The following is a 14,585-nucleotide window of genomic DNA, read 5'->3' as shown; positions in this document are numbered from 1 at the left end:
TAAAGGAATAGATCATGAGCAAGGCGTCACGCCGCGAATTATTGTTTAAATCGATCTACGGGGTGGGCGGACTGACCCTCGCCGCGTATATGCCAGGAGGCGGCGTCTTCGCGACGCCGGCGCTCGCCGAATCGCTTGCGGATCCGCTTGCGCCTAAACAGCCGCACTTCCCGCCCAAGGTCAAATCCGTCATCTGGCTGCACATGGATGGGGCGCCGAGCACGCTCGACCTCTACGATTACAAGCCCGACCTCATCAAGCTCGCCGGGCAGGAAGCGCCCCCCTCCTTTCTCAATGGGATCAAGACAAGCACGCAGGGCGGCGTCGGCAAACTCTTCGCCTCCAATCGGACCTGGAAGCGATACGGCCAGAGCGGCGCGTGGTTCTCGGATCTTTTGCCGAACCTTGCGCAGCACGCCGACAAGATCAACTTCATCAAGTCGAGCACAACCATCGGCGCCACCCATGACATTTCGATCCTGAAGCTCAACACCGGCGACACGAGCCCCGGACGGCCCTCGCTCGGCGCCTGGGTTCACTACGCGCTCGGCTCCGCGAACCCCGACTTGCCCGCCTATGTCGTTTTGTACAGCGGAAAGAAAGAGCCCTCGGGTGGGTCAGTCAACTGGAGCTCGGGTTTCCTTCCCGCAGTTTATCAAGGCACCGCCTTCCGGCCTGGCCCCTCGCCCATTCTTCACCTCGATCGCCCGGAGCTGATCGCTCTGAAGGAGCAACGGGACGATCTCGATCTGCTGAAGAGCCTCAACGAACATAGCGCGTCTGTTCATCCCGAAGATTCCGAACTTCAGGCTCGCCTGCGGTCCTATGAACTTGCCTACAAGATGGAGGCGACGGCGCCGGAGGCTGTGGATCTTTCCAAGGAATCCGACGCGACGAAGGCTCTTTATGGCCTCGATAATGAGGCGACCAAGGAATATGGCACGACCTTGCTGCGCGCCCGTCGCCTCGTCGAGCGCAACGTCCGCTTCATTCAGGTCGTTTCCGGCGCCGTGGAGCTTCCGGGCAACGAGATCGCCGTGAACTGGGACGCGCACGAGCATCTTGAAAGCAACCATGGCGCTCACGCCAGGATTGTCGATCAGCCGATCGCCGGCTTGCTCACGGATCTCAAGGAGCGCGGCCTTCTGGACACGACGCTTGTTGTGTGGACGTCGGAATTCGGACGCACCTCATATGGCCAAAGCGGCAATGGGCGCGACCACAACCCATGGGGATACACGCAATGGCTCGCCGGAGGCGGAGTCAAGGCCGGCACGACCTTTGGCGAAACCGACGAAATCGGACTTCAGTCGGTTGGCCGGAAGGTTGACACCTACGACCTTCACGCCACGGTGCTGCAGCTGCTCGGCCTCGATCACCTGAAAACCATCTACCTTCGGGCGGGCAGGTCTGAACGCCCGACCGTGGTCTACGGCGAAGTGATCAAGGAACTGCTAGCGTAAAAAAACAGCGCCTTCGTGGACGTAGAGATTGGAACGCTTGGAAGCTCGCTTCCGGGCGTTGCCGTTTTGAGAGCGCGGCGGAGCCGCATAGGCGCCGCCGCGGCGCGAATCTTCGAGGAATATGGAACATTTTGGAATGCGAAAATCTATCTTGATCGCCTTTGTCGCCGCCACGATGCTGAACACGCCGCTGTATGCCGAGCGAAAGACGATCGACCTGCATGATTATGATGACGATCTGATGCGCGACCTCGACAAAACGATCAAATATTTCGAGCCTGACATCACCGCGGGCAATGCGCAAAGCGCGCTCGACGACGCCGCCGTGCTTCAGGACGGATTCAAATATACCGAAGATTACTTCGCCAAGAAGGGCGGCGCCGATGACGCCGTCACTATTTCACGCCAGGGTCAGGAAGCTCTGGCCGCGGCCGTCAAATTGGTGGCTGACAGCAATTTCGAAGGCGCCGCCGCCGCGGCCCGCCAAACCGCGCAAACCTGCCGCAGCTGCCACGATATCTACAAGCCTCTGACCAAGTGAACCGTTCCGTCGAACGATCCCGGCATGGCTCGGACGACTTTACGGGACTTAAGGGCAGGGATTCGGCGACCGGCGGCCAGTTCTTCTTCCCTCGGGCGCAATCAATCAGGCGAAAAAACGGGCCTGGCATTTTCAGCAGGCCCGCTCTTTTTCAATGAAAAATAAAATTCTCGGCCCGATCGCCTTGGGAAGGCCCGTTTCGAAGCGCGCCCCTTACTGGAACGTCGACTCATCCTCAGCGGGCGGCGCATGAGTCACGACATAGGAAAGGCCGCCGGCGAGCGCCAGGACAAGGATCGCGGCCAACCATGACCGTGACGACCTGATGGATTCGGCCGCCAACGAACCATTGATGGTTTTCCGGCCGGTGATCATCGCATGCACAAGCTTTTCCCGCCAAAGAAAATGATGGGCCAGCACCGCGGCGACATGGACCGCGATAAAAGCGGCGATCCAGTAGAACAGCTTTTTATGCAGCGAGGTCAACGCGAGGCTCGCCTGCTTGCTGACGTAGCCATATAATGGACCGGAATTGAAAATCTCGTCGTTGCCGAACAGACCCGTCGCGGCCTGTAGTCCAAGCGCCGCGAGAAACGCCAGAACCATCCAGGCCCCGAGGGGATTGTGGCCGACGTAATGCGCCGGCCGGCCGCCAATGAGCCGGGTTCCGTACCGGAACGTCTCGACGGGTCCGCGCACAAAATTGCGAAACAGCGCGTGGCGCGTTCCGACAAGGCCCCAGATGATCCGGAACGACACCAGAACTATCACCGCGTAACCGCACCAGACGTGATAGCGAAAGTAGCTGACGCCCAACCTGTTGGTGATATAGGCCGCGACGATCGCCGCAACCAGGGTCCAATGAAAGAGGCGAACCGGAAGATCCCAGACGCGATGGTCCTCGGCCTGCGCTTCCTCCCGCTCCGCGACGGACTGAGACTCGGAAAGGTCCTCGATTGTCGTCATGAATCAACTCTTCGCTTTAGGATCGCGTCGCGAAAGGCCAGGAAGGGCCCCATGTCCCCGCGCTACGCGGCTGGGTTCCGGGAACCGTCATTTCGCCTTGTAGAGATCGTGACAGGCCTTGCAGTCCTGACCCAATGCGGTCACGGCGGCCTTGAAGGCTTCGGCCGCGCCCTGCTCGGTCGCGTTCACCTGCACCAACGCGATGGCGTCGGTCTGAAACTGTTTCAGCTTTTTGTCGAAGTCCGCGCGATTGCTCCAGATTTCGGCTTTCGCTTTCGAATCCGGTTCTCCGATATTCGAAACGTCCGGGAAGGCGTCATTCAGCAATTCCGCGAGAAACGCGATTCGGGCGATATTCTTTTGCGCTTCGGCGGCGTCGTAGGGAGCGGTCCCTTTCAGCACATTGCCGAGCGGCTTGAAATTGGCGCCGACCAGGGTGTAGGCGGCCTTTCTCACATCGACAGCCGCTCGTCCGGGAGCTGACGCGCCGCTCGGGGCAGGCGCCGCCGCAGCGGCCGGCGGAGGGGTTTGCGCGTCCGCCGCCCAAACAGCGCCGACGGTTGCGGGCGCTGCGCAACCCGCGACGATCATAAGGCGGGCGGCAATCATCGTCCTCTTCATAAAAACCATTCTCCAATCGAGGGAAACGTCAGGAAAGATCGTGTTCGTGGCCCCGGTCGGGCGGCGTTTCGCCAATGGCCGGCCGGGATCTCGAGGCGTTGTAACGCGATCGCGCGCCGGCCCTTCGCCAGGCGGGCCATTCAGGGCTTGGCGGCGCGCGCCGCCGGTTGGGAAGATGCTCCGGGCGATTCCGAAACCAGCGCCACTTTCGTGTAACCGGCCGAATTGATGAGGCCCATGATTTCGATCACTTTGCCGTAGGCGATGGTCTTGTCGCCCCGCACATGGATCCGGCGGTCTTTGCTGTCGGCGTTCTCCCCCAGAACCATGATGAGGTCGTCCGAGGCGACCTCGCGTTGATCGACATAATATTTTCCGTCAGAATTGATGCTGACCGCGATAGGCTGTTTCTGGTCGATCAGCGGTTTGGCCTGGGCCTTTGGCAGATCGACAGGGACGCCGGCCGCCATCAACGGCGCCGCCACCATGAAGACAATCAAGAGGACCAGCATCACGTCCACGAGCGGAGTGACGTTCATGTCGCTCATCGGAGCGGAGTCAAACTCGCTGTCGTGTTTACGCAACGCGAAGGCCATTGCGTTCTCCTTTCCTTGAAAGCTGACGGGACAATTCGATTTCGAAGACGCCGATGAACGCGTTCAGCCGCTTGCCGTAGCGCCCGATGTCGTTGCCGATCCTGTTGTAGAACACGACCGCCGGGATCGCCGCGACAAGACCCAGCGCCGTTGCGAACAGCGCTTCCGCGATTCCCGGCGCGACGACCGCGAGGCTCGTATTGTTGGAGGCGGCTATGCCCTGGAACGAGGTCATGATGCCCCAGACGGTTCCGAACAGGCCGATAAACGGCGCGACGGCGCCTATTGTGGCGAGGCCCGGCAACCGGCTCTGCAAATGCTCAAGCGCGTCGGAGCTCGCCAATTGACCAACCCGGTGGATCCGCTCAAGGAGGCTTTCGCGCTGCGCTTCCGAAGCAACGAGGTCGGCGGAGCGGCTGTGTTCTTCAACCATCGCACGGTACACGCTGACCAGCGGATCGGTTTGAAGCGCCTTTTCGAAACTCTCTGCGAGCGTCGAGACGGGCAGTCCGGTTTGAACGCTGGCGATGAGCTGACCCGCCCGTTTCTGGAGCAGATGCAGGCGGAGGAGTTTCTCCAGAATGACGGCCCATCCCCAGGCGGATGCGAGGATCAGGATGATCATCGCCGCCTTGACGACGGAATCGGCCTGAAGAAAAAGTTCGACCGGTGACAAGCCAGGTTGCGCCACCGCCGCAGTTGCGGCGTCTACAGGGTCCGCCATCGTGTGAATCTCCTTTGCGGGTGAATTTGGGGGGAAGGTGAATTTGGGGAATGTGGACTAGTTGAGGGGAGCGTGTTCACGTTGATCTGTGATGTTGCGATTCTACCGGTATTGGATACCGCCGGACACCGCGACCGGATGCGCGCCTCCAAAGGCGGGGAACGGCGCCGCTCGCGCGAGAGCCTGCCGCGCGGCGGCGTCGAGATCGGCGTGACCCGACGAAGAGACGCTAACGGAAACCACCGATCCCGATGGCGAAATGACGATGCGATAACCAACCCGTCCGAATTCGTGGCGCGCGAGCGCCGCGGCCGGGCGGGTGCTTTGAGCGGCGTGGGCGACGCGTGACGAAACCTGGTTGAAATAGCCGGAAGGAATCGCGTTCGGCGGAACTTTCACCGCCGGAGCGCTGCGTGGCGCCTCGGCCTGCCGCGAGGGTTGGGGTTTGTCGGCGGGCTTTGCATGTTCGACGGGTTTTGGGGTAGGCTTCGGTTTGGGTTTGGGCTGCGGTTTGGCGATGACCGGGGCGACAGGCGGCTCTTCCACGACCGGAGGTGTCAGGTCCTGGGCCTCCTCGGGAGGCGTTTCCTCGGCGACTGGCGGCGGCGGCTCCTCGATCGGCTGTTCGGGAACAGCGGGGGGCAGCATAACCAGTTCCAGCGCCTCTTCCTCGACGGGAGGTTTTGGGGCGGCCGTGTGGGTGACGGCGGCGGCGAGCGCGAGGGCGTAAACCCCGACTGCAAGACCCTGGGTTAAGTAGGATGGCCTAGCGCGTTGAAGGGCGAGGAGCGATTGAGATCCGCCCTCCAGCTGCTGGGGCGATTGCTCAAAATCGTCGAGATTTGAACCGATAAGAGCGACGGCTGAGGTCATGGTCCACCTCTTGTGGGAAATTCGCGCCTTGGGCGTTTCATAACAATCTATCAAACTACTAGATTAATGTGTCAACTGCTTTTTGCGGTGCGACGCAAATGAAATGTTCTGGCTGATCTGGCGGGGGCGAAGCTTCGCGGGGCGGAACGACGGCTTGCATCGGCGAGAAGAAACACTCTTCCGACATTGCGGCGACGCGCGAACGCGATTATCGATTGGCGGCGCGATCGCTGGCGCGCGCGGGAGCAGTCCTCGGCGCCTTCCCCTTCAATGGTGCCGGATGCTGTCAAACAAGGGAAAATACGGGCTCAAGGCGCTCATTCATCTCGCGACGTTCGAGGGCCCGTGCCTCGCCGCCGACATTGCTTCGCAAAACCAGATCCCGCGCAAGTTCCTTGACGCTATTTTGCTCGAACTCAAGAACGCCGGGATCCTGACGAGCAAGAAGGGCAAGGGCGGCGGCTATCATCTGGCGAGGCCCGCGGAGAAGATCACCGCCGGCCAGATCATTCGCATCCTCGACGGCCCCCTCGCGCCGATCGCCTGCGCCAGCCGCACGGCCTATCGCAAATGCGCGGATTGTCCGGATGAAGACGCCTGCGCCGTGCGCGACCTGATGCTCGACGTGCGCGATTCGATGGCGCTCATCCTCGATCGCACCAGCATCGCCGCGTTGAGCACGCGCGGAGTTCGAGACCAACTCGCGCTTCGCTAGAGCATATTCCGATCAGATTGAATCACTCCAATCGAGAACCGGGAATAGCGAGCCGCTCCGCCTACGCGCAGCACAAGGGCAAAAGAAATCCGCAGCGAGGCGTCCATACGCTTGACGCAGCCATGAAATTCCTTGATCCTGAATAGATCATATTATTTATGGACTTAATAGTGAAACCGCGCCTATGCCAGACCACGATACTCGCCCGGCCACAGAAGAGCTTGATTATGCACGCTCTTCCAATGATTTTAGATTGGGCGTCGGCAATCGGCTGCGCCTTTTGCTGGCGCATCAGGGCCGTTCGCTCGAACGGCTCGCCGCGGCTTCGGGGCTTGGCGAGGCGAGCATCGGAAAGCTCGCGGACGGCGAGATCACGCCGTCCCTCAGCGTTCTCTGGAAGATCGCCAACGCGCTTGGCGTGCCCGTCGGCAGCCTGATCTCGGACCGCCGAAGGCGCGGCACCTTTGTCTTGAGAAACGAAAGCAAAAGCGTCATCTCGTCGAGCGACGGGCATTTCACCAGCCGGGCCCTGTTCCCGCACGACAGCAAGAGACTCGTGGAATTCTATGAGCTCAACGTCGCGCCAGGCCACGAAGAATATTGCGAGGCGCATACGCCCGGCACGCTTGAAAGCCTCGTTGTCGTGCGCGGATGCGTCGAGGTCACGTCCGGGAAAGAGCCGGCCCAAACGCTCGGCGAGGGAGACGCCATCGTCTTCGAGGCCGATGTTCCGCATACCTACCGCAATCTCGGCTCCGTGGCGGCGCTTCTCTACCTCGTCATATCCTATGTGAACGTGGCCGACGCCTGACGCGCGATCGTGGTTCGCAAGGACCAGAGTCTGCCAGTTCAGAGTTTCATCGGCAGAATCCCGCGGCGTCAACCGCGAGCGTGGCGCCCGCCGTGAGCGCGCGGACGCGGCGCGCGCCAACCATAAACCCGATTGTGATTCGCCTGCGACAGACATGCTTCTGTCGACCAACCGACTCTTCCCACTGTTGTATTTCTGCAATAGCAGCCGCGAGTTTGGTTGTACGGCCAAGTTTCCATTTGATATTCTCTACAAATCTACTGGATATTTAAATCCTAGCTTTTTGGTCGGGTGTGCGTCCAACAAGCGCACCCCAACCCATTGCGCCGGCGGCGCCGTTTCGCCGGCCGCCCTCAAACGGATCACGACCATGAAAAAGAGAAAGCAACACCGTATCGGGCGACGAGTCGGCCTGCCGCTCTGCCTTGGCCTCACGATGACCACCGCAGCCTTCGCTCAGGACGCGGCGCCGCCCGCGGAAGGCCATGTCGAAGACGTGGTGGTTAGCGCTGGGCCGGAGGATGCAAATCCGACCAGCGTGCAGGCCGTCTCGCAAAAACAGGCGACGGCGTATCAGGAAAAGGCGGTCTCCGCGACCGTCATTACACAAGAGCAGATTCAATCCCTCAACATCACCAACCTCGCTCAAGCGCAAAAGCTGGAGCCCAGTCTCCAGTTCCGCTACGGCAACGTCCGCAACCTGACATTCAACATCCGCGGCTTCGGCGCTTCGTCTTCGAACGCCACCGACGGCATCTATGGCGGCGTGCCGATCTATATCGACGGGGTCTACCAGCCACGCCCCGGCCAGGCGGTGTTCGATATCCCTGATCTCATCGGCGTTCAGGTTCTCAAGGGCCCGCAAGGAACCTCGGGCGGCCAGGACAGCACCGGCGGCATCGTCAACATATCAACCGCTCTGCCAAGTTTTGTCGCCCAGGAGACCGGAGAAATCTCCTATGGCAACTACAATTTCGTGCAGCTCAAGGCGTCGGCCACAGGGGCGATCGCCGACAGCGACAAAGCCGCGTTCCGTCTGTCGGTGTTCGACACCGACCGTCAGGGCTATATCTCGAACTATAACGGGCCGGGACAAAACTTCAGCGACTGGCATGACAAGGGCGCACGGCTGCAATTTCTCTATACGCCGACCGAGGATCTCACCGCCCGGTTCACGCTCAGCTATGCTCATGTGAATCAGGCGTGCTGCGTCAATCTTTTCGCTGGAGCCGTGACGAATTACGCGAACGGGGCGGCGGTGCCGAATAATTTCTACACGCGCATCGGGCGGCTCAATTACAACGTCCCCACCAGCGGCGCGCCGCAGAATTATATCGCTTCGATCAACGGCTACCTCCAAACGGCTCAGGAAAACTACGGCGCCTCTGCAAGCATCGATTATCGCTTCAACGGGTTCACACTGAGTTCCATTTCGTCGTTTCAGGATTGGGAGTTCCATCCGAACAACCGTGAGAACGCGCTGATCGCGCCTCAATTGGTGACAAATACCAACGGCCACGTCTCGCCGTCGCGTTCGGTGGTTGAGGACATCAAGATTTCCTCGCCCAAGGGATTGCCCGTCGAGGGCTTCGCAGGTCTGTTTTATCTGTATGAACAGCTCTACGATTTCGGCCTGACGACCAACGGGAGCGATGCGGCGCTTTACTACAAATCCCCAGCTCTTCCCATCAAGGTCGCCAACGCCGCCTATAATTACCTCGGGCGTCAGACTTACGATAATCCTCTAACCAACCAGATCGCTCCCTACGCTCAGGGCGTCTGGCACGCAACGCCGGAGTTGGACATCACGGGAGGCGTGCGTTATTCCTATTATGCTAAAGAGAGCATCTTCCGGCAGTATATTTTTACTCAGCAGGATTATTCCGGGCTGACGCCGGCGCAGGCTGCGCTCGCCAAGGCCACGTCTATCGCTTTCTTCGGCGCGGACAAGCAATACACGGCGAACACCCATCAGGGTATCCTGTCGTTCCTCGGGTCCGCTTCCTATAAATTCACGCCCGACATTCTTGGCTATGTGACCGTCTCCCAGGGCGGGCGAGGCGGCGGTCCCAACCCGGTCGCCAATCTCCCCGCCGGCGTGCCGGTGACCGTAAATCCGGAGATCGTTCAAAATTACGAAGCCGGCCTCAAGGGAAGCTTTCTCGATCAGAAGCTGCTGACCAACCTCGCCGGCTTCGTGATGTATAATCATGGCTATATCACCAACGCGTCGGCTATCGTTGGCGGCAACACAGTGACTTATCTTGCTAACGCTGGCGGCGCCGTTTCGCGCGGCGTCGAATTCGACGTCCGCTACAGGCCCATCGAGGAATTAAACACTTACGCGTCGTTTACGTATGATGATGCGTTCTATTCGGACTACAAGAACGCCGCCTGCCCGTTCGAATTGAGCAACACCGTCGGCTCTTGCAACCTGACCGGAAAGCCATTGCCGATCACGCCAAAATTCGCGATGGCGACAGGCTTCGAATACGCCAAGAATCTCGGGCAGGTGATCGAGGCGTTCCAAAAACCGCTCGTCGGTTATGGCGGCGTTGACTGGACCTATCAGACTCAAATCTACTCGCTCGCCGACGATTCGATCTACAGCAGGATTCCCGGGTACGGTTTGCTGAACATTCATGCGGGCGTCCGGTTCGAAGACGGAAGCTGGGACTTGCAGGCCTGGGCCCACAATGCGCTCAACAAGCGTTATTGGCTCAACGTGTCGGCGACGGCGCTCCCTGGCGGCGCCATCGGCGGCCTCGTCGGCGACCCGCTCATGGTCGGATTTACGCTGAGAGCCAAACTCTGACCAAGCTCTGGCATTGACTGAAAAGACCTGGCGATTTGTTCAACACACAATCTGAAAGTGGATAGATCATGATGAGAAGACTTGTATTGTCCGCCGTGTCGGCCGTTGCGCTGACCGGCGCCGCCACCGCGGCGGACCTCGCGGTCGCGCCGCCCCCGCCAGCCTTCACATGGGCAGGGTTCTACATCGGCGGCCAGATTGGCTACGGATGGGGGCAGGACTATGGAAATCTATGGTTGCAAGGCCCGCTTGGCTCCGTAACGGTCGCCCCGGTCAACAACGCGTCGAGCACGGTCTCGCCTGCGGGCGTCATCGGCGGCGCTCATGTCGGGTATAATTGGCAGATCAATCAATTCGTGCTCGGTCTCGAAGGCGACGTCAACGGCACGAGCCTGCACCAGTCGATTAATCCGGTTCCCTACGTCAATTCGAACATCAACACGCCTGTCCAGGGCTCGATTCGGGGCCGTGTCGGCTACGCCATCGACCGAACCCTGCTCTACGCGACCGGAGGCGTGAATTTCGGCTGGATTCACAACCAGTACAACATCCTTGGCGGCGCCAACAGCTTTTCAACGACGAACACCGGCTGGACCGTCGGCGGCGGCGTCGAATACGCCATAGACGCCAACTGGTCGGTGCGCGCCGAATATCGCTACACCCATTTCCATTATTATTATGATGGACCCATCGTGTTCCCTAATGTCTTCCAGAGCCATCAATTCTCGCAAAACCAGGTGCAGGTTGGCTTCAGCTACAAGTTCGGCGCGCCCGCGCCCACCGTCGTCGCGAAATATTGACAGGCCGCGCCGTGAGGCGCTTTTCCTGGCGGATTTCCGGGTCCGCCAGGGCTCGCTTGGCCCAATGATCGCCTGGAATTGTCCGAGGCCTCCCTGTTGAGAGATAAGGTGTCACAGGCGACCGCACGTCTTCCTGACTAAATTGGTTGATTTTACAAAGTATATATTTTGGCTCGCATTGAAAAATCATTCAATAGACCAATAAAGAATAATTTTCTCTACGACCGATGCTACAGAGCGTCCTGTTCGCGTTGATCCGATCCGCCCGCGAAAAGGAGTGTCTTCTCAATGCCTGATGACGTCGAGGTTCGCCGCACGCTGAGTGAGCCGGCCGCCCGCCAACTCGCCAACGCCACCAAGACGCGCGCTCAATGGTCCGGCATCACGCCGCGCTGGCTCGTGTCGTTCCTGCCCTGGGTTCCCGTCGAGGCCGGCATCTACCGCCTGAACCGGGTCAAGGACACGGAGGGCGTCAGCGACGTCGAATGCAGTCCCAGCCGGGACCGCGACAGCGACCTGCCGGAAACCTTCGTCGATTATGAGACTGCGCCGCGGGAGTATTTTCTGAACGCCGTGACGACGGTGCTCGACGTCCAGACCCGCGTGTCCGACCTCTACAATCAACCTTATGATCAAATTCAGGAACAGCTTCGGCTGTTGATCGAGAAGGTCAAGGAGCGTCAGGAAAGCGAACTCATCTACAACGGCGACTACGGCATCCTGACCAACGCCGCTCCGTTCATGAAAATCTCCACCCGCCGCGGACCGCCGACGCCGGACGATATGGACGAGTTGATCGCGCGCGTCTGGAAAGAGCCGGCCTTCTTTCTTTCCCATCCCCGCGCGATCGCGGCCTTCGGACGCGAGTGCACGCGCCGCGGCGTCCCGCCGCCAACCATCAACCTGTTCGGCACGCCCTTCCTGACCTGGCGGGGCATTCCGCTCGTTCCCAGCGACAAACTCAAGATCGCGGAATCGGCAGACGGCGGCGGCACGTCGACCATTCTCCTGCTGCGCACGGGCGAAAAGAAGCAGGGCGTCGTCGGCCTGTTCCAGCCGGGCGTTCCGGGCGAAGTGACCCCCAGCCTCTCGGTCCGGTTCATGGGCATCAACCGCAAGGCGATCGCCTCCTACCTGATCTCGCTCTACTGCTCTTCGGCTATCCTGACCCCGGATGCGCTCGGCGTGCTGGAGAACGTGGAGGTCGGTCACTATCATGAATATACCTGATCCCCGCCACGCCGCCGCGACCGCGCCGGTGGCGACTCCCCCCGCCCCGCAATGGGGCGGCCAGGGTCCGGGCGTCGTTGATCCGGGATTGATCGCGCATCTGGCCAACGCGTTTTTCAACGGTTCGCCTGGGCAGGCCGTCGATCCGCAGGCGCTCGCAAATCATATCGTGACGGCGGAGCGCGCCCCGGCGCCGCCGACGTCGCTGCCGGGCGCGATCGGCGCCGCCGCCGCCGCGCCCGCAACCAGCGCGCCGGGTGCGCAATCGCTCCCCTTTGTCACCGAACTTCCGGGTCATCCGACGCTATCCGCGCAGGCGCCCGCACAGCATGTTCCGGCCGCGGGCCTCGCCACCGGCGCGACTGGTCTTCCGGCGGGCGCTGTCGAATCGCCGCTTCCGCTCGCGGGTTTTTCCGGGCCGTCCATTGAAAAAGGCCAGGCCTCTCCGCAAGGCTCTCCGCAAGGTTTTGGGTCGGGAGGCTTTGCGTCGAAAGGTTCGCCCGCGTCGGACTTCCCGAACGAAGCCAGTCTCGCGGCGATCCCACACTCTCTCGGCGCTGTCACATCCTTCGTTCCCACAACGCGGCCCTCGGGGTTTCCGGGAGGGCTTTCACCGTCGATCCCTTTGAATCTTGCGTCCGGCCAGGGCGGCGACGCGCTTTATTTTCTCGGCCAGGGCGCTACGGCTCCCGCGCCGCTTCCGCCGATTGCGGTTCCCGGGCAGTTCAGCCCGGTTCCCGCGCCGCCATCCGGCGCCGGCTTCGCGCCTTCGTTTCCCTACGAGGCGCCGCAATCTGGCGCGCCTCACACACTTGCTCCTGCTCTTGCGCCAGCTCCTCTTACGCCAGTTCCTGCTCTTGCGCCCTCGTTCGAGCAGAGCCCCGCCTTTGGCGACAATTTCCCAACCGAAAGCGATCTTAGGCCGCAGGATCTCGGCGAGACGGCCTCGTTTGGTTCGCGATCAGGACCGGCCGGATTTTCGCACGACGCGCTTCCCCTCGTCCCTTCTCAGGTTCCTGGCGAAACGCTCTATTTCCTCAACGACGCGCAGACCGCCTCGGCGCCCGCCCACGCTGACGGCGCGGCGGCTCCGCAAACGCGCGCGCTGCTTTCCTCCGAACTCATTTCCGGCGCGCGCGCCTTCGACGCCCATGCGATCAAGCGCGATTTCCCGATCCTGCGCGAAAAGGTTCACGGCAAGCCCCTCGTCTGGCTCGACAACGCCGCGACCACGCAAAAACCGCAGGCGGTGATCGATCGGCTCGCGCTGTTCTACAAAACCGAGAACTCGAACATCCATCGCGCCGCTCACGCGCTCGCCGCCCGCTCGACCGACGCCTACGAGGCCTCGCGCGAGAAGGTCCGGCGGTTTCTCGGCGCCGGATCGTCCAACGAGATCGTCTTCACGCGCGGCGCCACCGAAGCGATCAATCTCGTCGCCAAGACCTGGGGCAGGCGCAACATCCGCGAAGGCGACGAGATCGTCGTCACCTGGCTCGAACATCACGCCAATATCGTGCCCTGGCAGATGTTGTGCGCCGAAACCGGCGCCGTGCTGCGCGTCGCGCCGGTGGATGACAGCGGCCAAATCCTGCTCGACGAATACACCGCGCTGCTCGGACCAAGGACGCGTCTCGTCTCCCTTCCCCAGGTCTCCAACGCGCTGGGAACGATCACGCCGGCTCAGGAGATGGTCGCGATCGCGCATCGGCATGGCGCCTGCGTGCTTGTCGACGGCGCCCAGGCGGTGTCGCACATGCCTGTCGACGTTCAGGCGCTGGACTGCGACTTCTATGTTTTTTCGGGCCACAAGGTTTTCGGCCCCACAGGCATCGGGGCGCTTTACGGCAAGCCCGAGGTTCTCGCCGCGATGCCGCCCTGGCAAGGCGGCGGCAACATGATCGCCGACGTCACGTTCGAAAAGACCATCTATCAGCCGCCGCCAGGCCGGTTCGAGGCCGGCACTGGCAATATCGCCGACGCGGTCGGCCTCGGCGCCGCGATCGACTATCTCGACCGCATCGGCATGGGCAATATCGCCGCCTACGAGCATGAACTGCTCGGCTACCTCACCCACGGCCTCCTTGGCGTGCCGGGTCTCAGCATCATCGGCACGGCGAAAGAAAAGGCGGGCCTCGTTTCGTTTGTCCTCGACGGCTGCCGCAGCGAGGACGTCGGCGCCGCGCTCGACCGGGAAGGCGTCGCCGTGCGGGCGGGACATCATTGCGCGCAGCCGATCCTGCGCCGTTTCGGGCTCGAGACCACGGTGAGGCCGTCTCTGGCGCTGTACAATACCTACGACGATATCGACTGCCTCGTCGCCGCCCTTCACCGGATCTAGATCCAGAAATCCTATCGCGCGCGGTCCTGATCGCGCGCGTTCCAAAGGTCAGCGGTCAGCCGGCTTGACGCGTCCCGTCTGCGTGAAAA

The 14,585-nt window shown here is 61.3% G+C and carries 13 protein-coding genes; 8 read left to right on the top strand and 5 right to left on the bottom strand.

Annotated features, from left to right (window positions below; genetic code table 11):
• Positions 1 to 14: 14 nt before the first annotated feature.
• Both BM177_RS01040 and BM177_RS01030 read left to right on the top strand, forming a co-directional pair.
• Complete coding sequence (locus tag BM177_RS01040) at positions 15 to 1,463, top strand: DUF1501 domain-containing protein (protein WP_091676142.1); 1,449 nt, start codon at positions 15 to 17, stop codon at positions 1,461 to 1,463.
• Between the two features lie 136 nt (positions 1,464 to 1,599).
• Entirely contained in the window at positions 1,600 to 2,004 is a 405-nt protein-coding gene (locus BM177_RS01030) for a hypothetical protein (RefSeq protein WP_244532017.1), read from the top strand.
• Between the two features lie 213 nt (positions 2,005 to 2,217).
• On the opposite strand, the gene BM177_RS01025 is transcribed toward BM177_RS01030, so the two are convergent.
• The 5 genes from BM177_RS01025 to BM177_RS01005 all read right to left on the bottom strand — a co-directional run bounded on the left by BM177_RS01025 (position 2,218) and on the right by BM177_RS01005 (position 5,784).
• Entirely contained in the window at positions 2,218 to 2,970 is a 753-nt protein-coding gene (locus BM177_RS01025) for a cytochrome b/b6 domain-containing protein (protein WP_091676132.1), read from the bottom strand.
• An 87-nt stretch (positions 2,971 to 3,057) separates the two neighbouring features.
• Positions 3,058 to 3,579, bottom strand: a complete 522-nt coding sequence (locus tag BM177_RS01020) for a c-type cytochrome (RefSeq protein ID WP_244532016.1) — start codon at positions 3,577 to 3,579, stop codon at positions 3,058 to 3,060.
• 152 nt (positions 3,580 to 3,731) lie between these two features.
• Positions 3,732 to 4,187, bottom strand: coding sequence for a protein TolR (gene tolR, locus BM177_RS01015; protein ID WP_091676128.1), 456 nt, complete (start codon positions 4,185 to 4,187; stop codon positions 3,732 to 3,734).
• Complete coding sequence (locus BM177_RS01010; RefSeq protein WP_091676126.1) at positions 4,168 to 4,911, bottom strand: MotA/TolQ/ExbB proton channel family protein; 744 nt, start codon at positions 4,909 to 4,911, stop codon at positions 4,168 to 4,170. The genes tolR and BM177_RS01010 overlap by 20 nt, the downstream gene beginning before the upstream one ends.
• Positions 4,912 to 5,013: 102 nt before the next feature.
• Positions 5,014 to 5,784, bottom strand: coding sequence for a TonB family protein (locus BM177_RS01005; protein ID WP_091676123.1), 771 nt, complete (start codon positions 5,782 to 5,784; stop codon positions 5,014 to 5,016).
• A gap of 280 nt (positions 5,785 to 6,064) precedes the next feature.
• Between BM177_RS01005 and BM177_RS01000 the strand changes: the two genes are divergently transcribed.
• From BM177_RS01000 to BM177_RS00975, 6 genes are all read left to right on the top strand, one after another.
• A complete protein-coding gene (locus tag BM177_RS01000) occupies positions 6,065 to 6,499 on the top strand; it encodes an RrF2 family transcriptional regulator (protein ID WP_091677368.1) in 435 nt (144 codons plus the stop codon).
• A 253-nt stretch (positions 6,500 to 6,752) separates the two neighbouring features.
• Entirely contained in the window at positions 6,753 to 7,310 is a 558-nt protein-coding gene (locus BM177_RS00995) for a helix-turn-helix domain-containing protein (protein WP_244532015.1), read from the top strand.
• Positions 7,311 to 7,680: 370 nt separating this feature from the next.
• Positions 7,681 to 10,125 carry a TonB-dependent receptor gene (locus BM177_RS00990; protein WP_091677359.1) on the top strand — a complete coding sequence of 815 codons (2,445 nt, stop codon included), beginning with the start codon at positions 7,681 to 7,683 and terminating at the stop codon, positions 10,123 to 10,125.
• A 68-nt stretch (positions 10,126 to 10,193) separates the two neighbouring features.
• The gene (locus BM177_RS00985; RefSeq protein ID WP_091676119.1) at positions 10,194 to 10,925 is read left to right on the top strand and encodes an outer membrane protein; all 732 of its coding nucleotides are present in this window, start codon (positions 10,194 to 10,196) and stop codon (positions 10,923 to 10,925) included.
• A gap of 288 nt (positions 10,926 to 11,213) precedes the next feature.
• The gene (locus tag BM177_RS00980; protein ID WP_091676116.1) at positions 11,214 to 12,155 is read left to right on the top strand and encodes a family 2A encapsulin nanocompartment shell protein; all 942 of its coding nucleotides are present in this window, start codon (positions 11,214 to 11,216) and stop codon (positions 12,153 to 12,155) included.
• A complete protein-coding gene (locus BM177_RS00975) occupies positions 12,142 to 14,496 on the top strand; it encodes a family 2A encapsulin nanocompartment cargo protein cysteine desulfurase (RefSeq protein WP_091676112.1) in 2,355 nt (784 codons plus the stop codon). The genes BM177_RS00980 and BM177_RS00975 overlap by 14 nt, the downstream gene beginning before the upstream one ends.
• Positions 14,497 to 14,585 lie beyond the last annotated feature (89 nt).

It is taken from the genome of Methylocapsa palsarum (genome assembly GCF_900114285.1).
Taxonomy (GTDB): domain Bacteria; phylum Pseudomonadota; class Alphaproteobacteria; order Rhizobiales; family Beijerinckiaceae; genus Methylocapsa; species Methylocapsa palsarum.
Note: the sequence above shows the minus strand (reverse complement) of the source record. Positions and strands in the feature narration are given on the sequence as shown.

Coding starts and splice junctions, on each gene's coding strand:
- BM177_RS00975 (WP_091676112.1), top strand. CDS start 12,142: ATGAATATACCTGATCCCCGCCACGCCGCCGCGACCGCGCCGGTGGCG.
- BM177_RS00980 (WP_091676116.1), top strand. CDS start 11,214: ATGCCTGATGACGTCGAGGTTCGCCGCACGCTGAGTGAGCCGGCCGCC.
- BM177_RS01020 (WP_244532016.1), bottom strand. CDS start 3,579: ATGATTGCCGCCCGCCTTATGATCGTCGCGGGTTGCGCAGCGCCCGCA.
- BM177_RS01000 (WP_091677368.1), top strand. CDS start 6,065: ATGCTGTCAAACAAGGGAAAATACGGGCTCAAGGCGCTCATTCATCTC.
- BM177_RS01025 (WP_091676132.1), bottom strand. CDS start 2,970: ATGACGACAATCGAGGACCTTTCCGAGTCTCAGTCCGTCGCGGAGCGG.
- tolR (WP_091676128.1), bottom strand. CDS start 4,187: ATGGCCTTCGCGTTGCGTAAACACGACAGCGAGTTTGACTCCGCTCCG.
- BM177_RS00985 (WP_091676119.1), top strand. CDS start 10,194: ATGATGAGAAGACTTGTATTGTCCGCCGTGTCGGCCGTTGCGCTGACC.
- BM177_RS01030 (WP_244532017.1), top strand. CDS start 1,600: ATGCGAAAATCTATCTTGATCGCCTTTGTCGCCGCCACGATGCTGAAC.
- BM177_RS00990 (WP_091677359.1), top strand. CDS start 7,681: ATGAAAAAGAGAAAGCAACACCGTATCGGGCGACGAGTCGGCCTGCCG.
- BM177_RS01005 (WP_091676123.1), bottom strand. CDS start 5,784: ATGACCTCAGCCGTCGCTCTTATCGGTTCAAATCTCGACGATTTTGAG.
- BM177_RS01010 (WP_091676126.1), bottom strand. CDS start 4,911: ATGGCGGACCCTGTAGACGCCGCAACTGCGGCGGTGGCGCAACCTGGC.
- BM177_RS01040 (WP_091676142.1), top strand. CDS start 15: ATGAGCAAGGCGTCACGCCGCGAATTATTGTTTAAATCGATCTACGGG.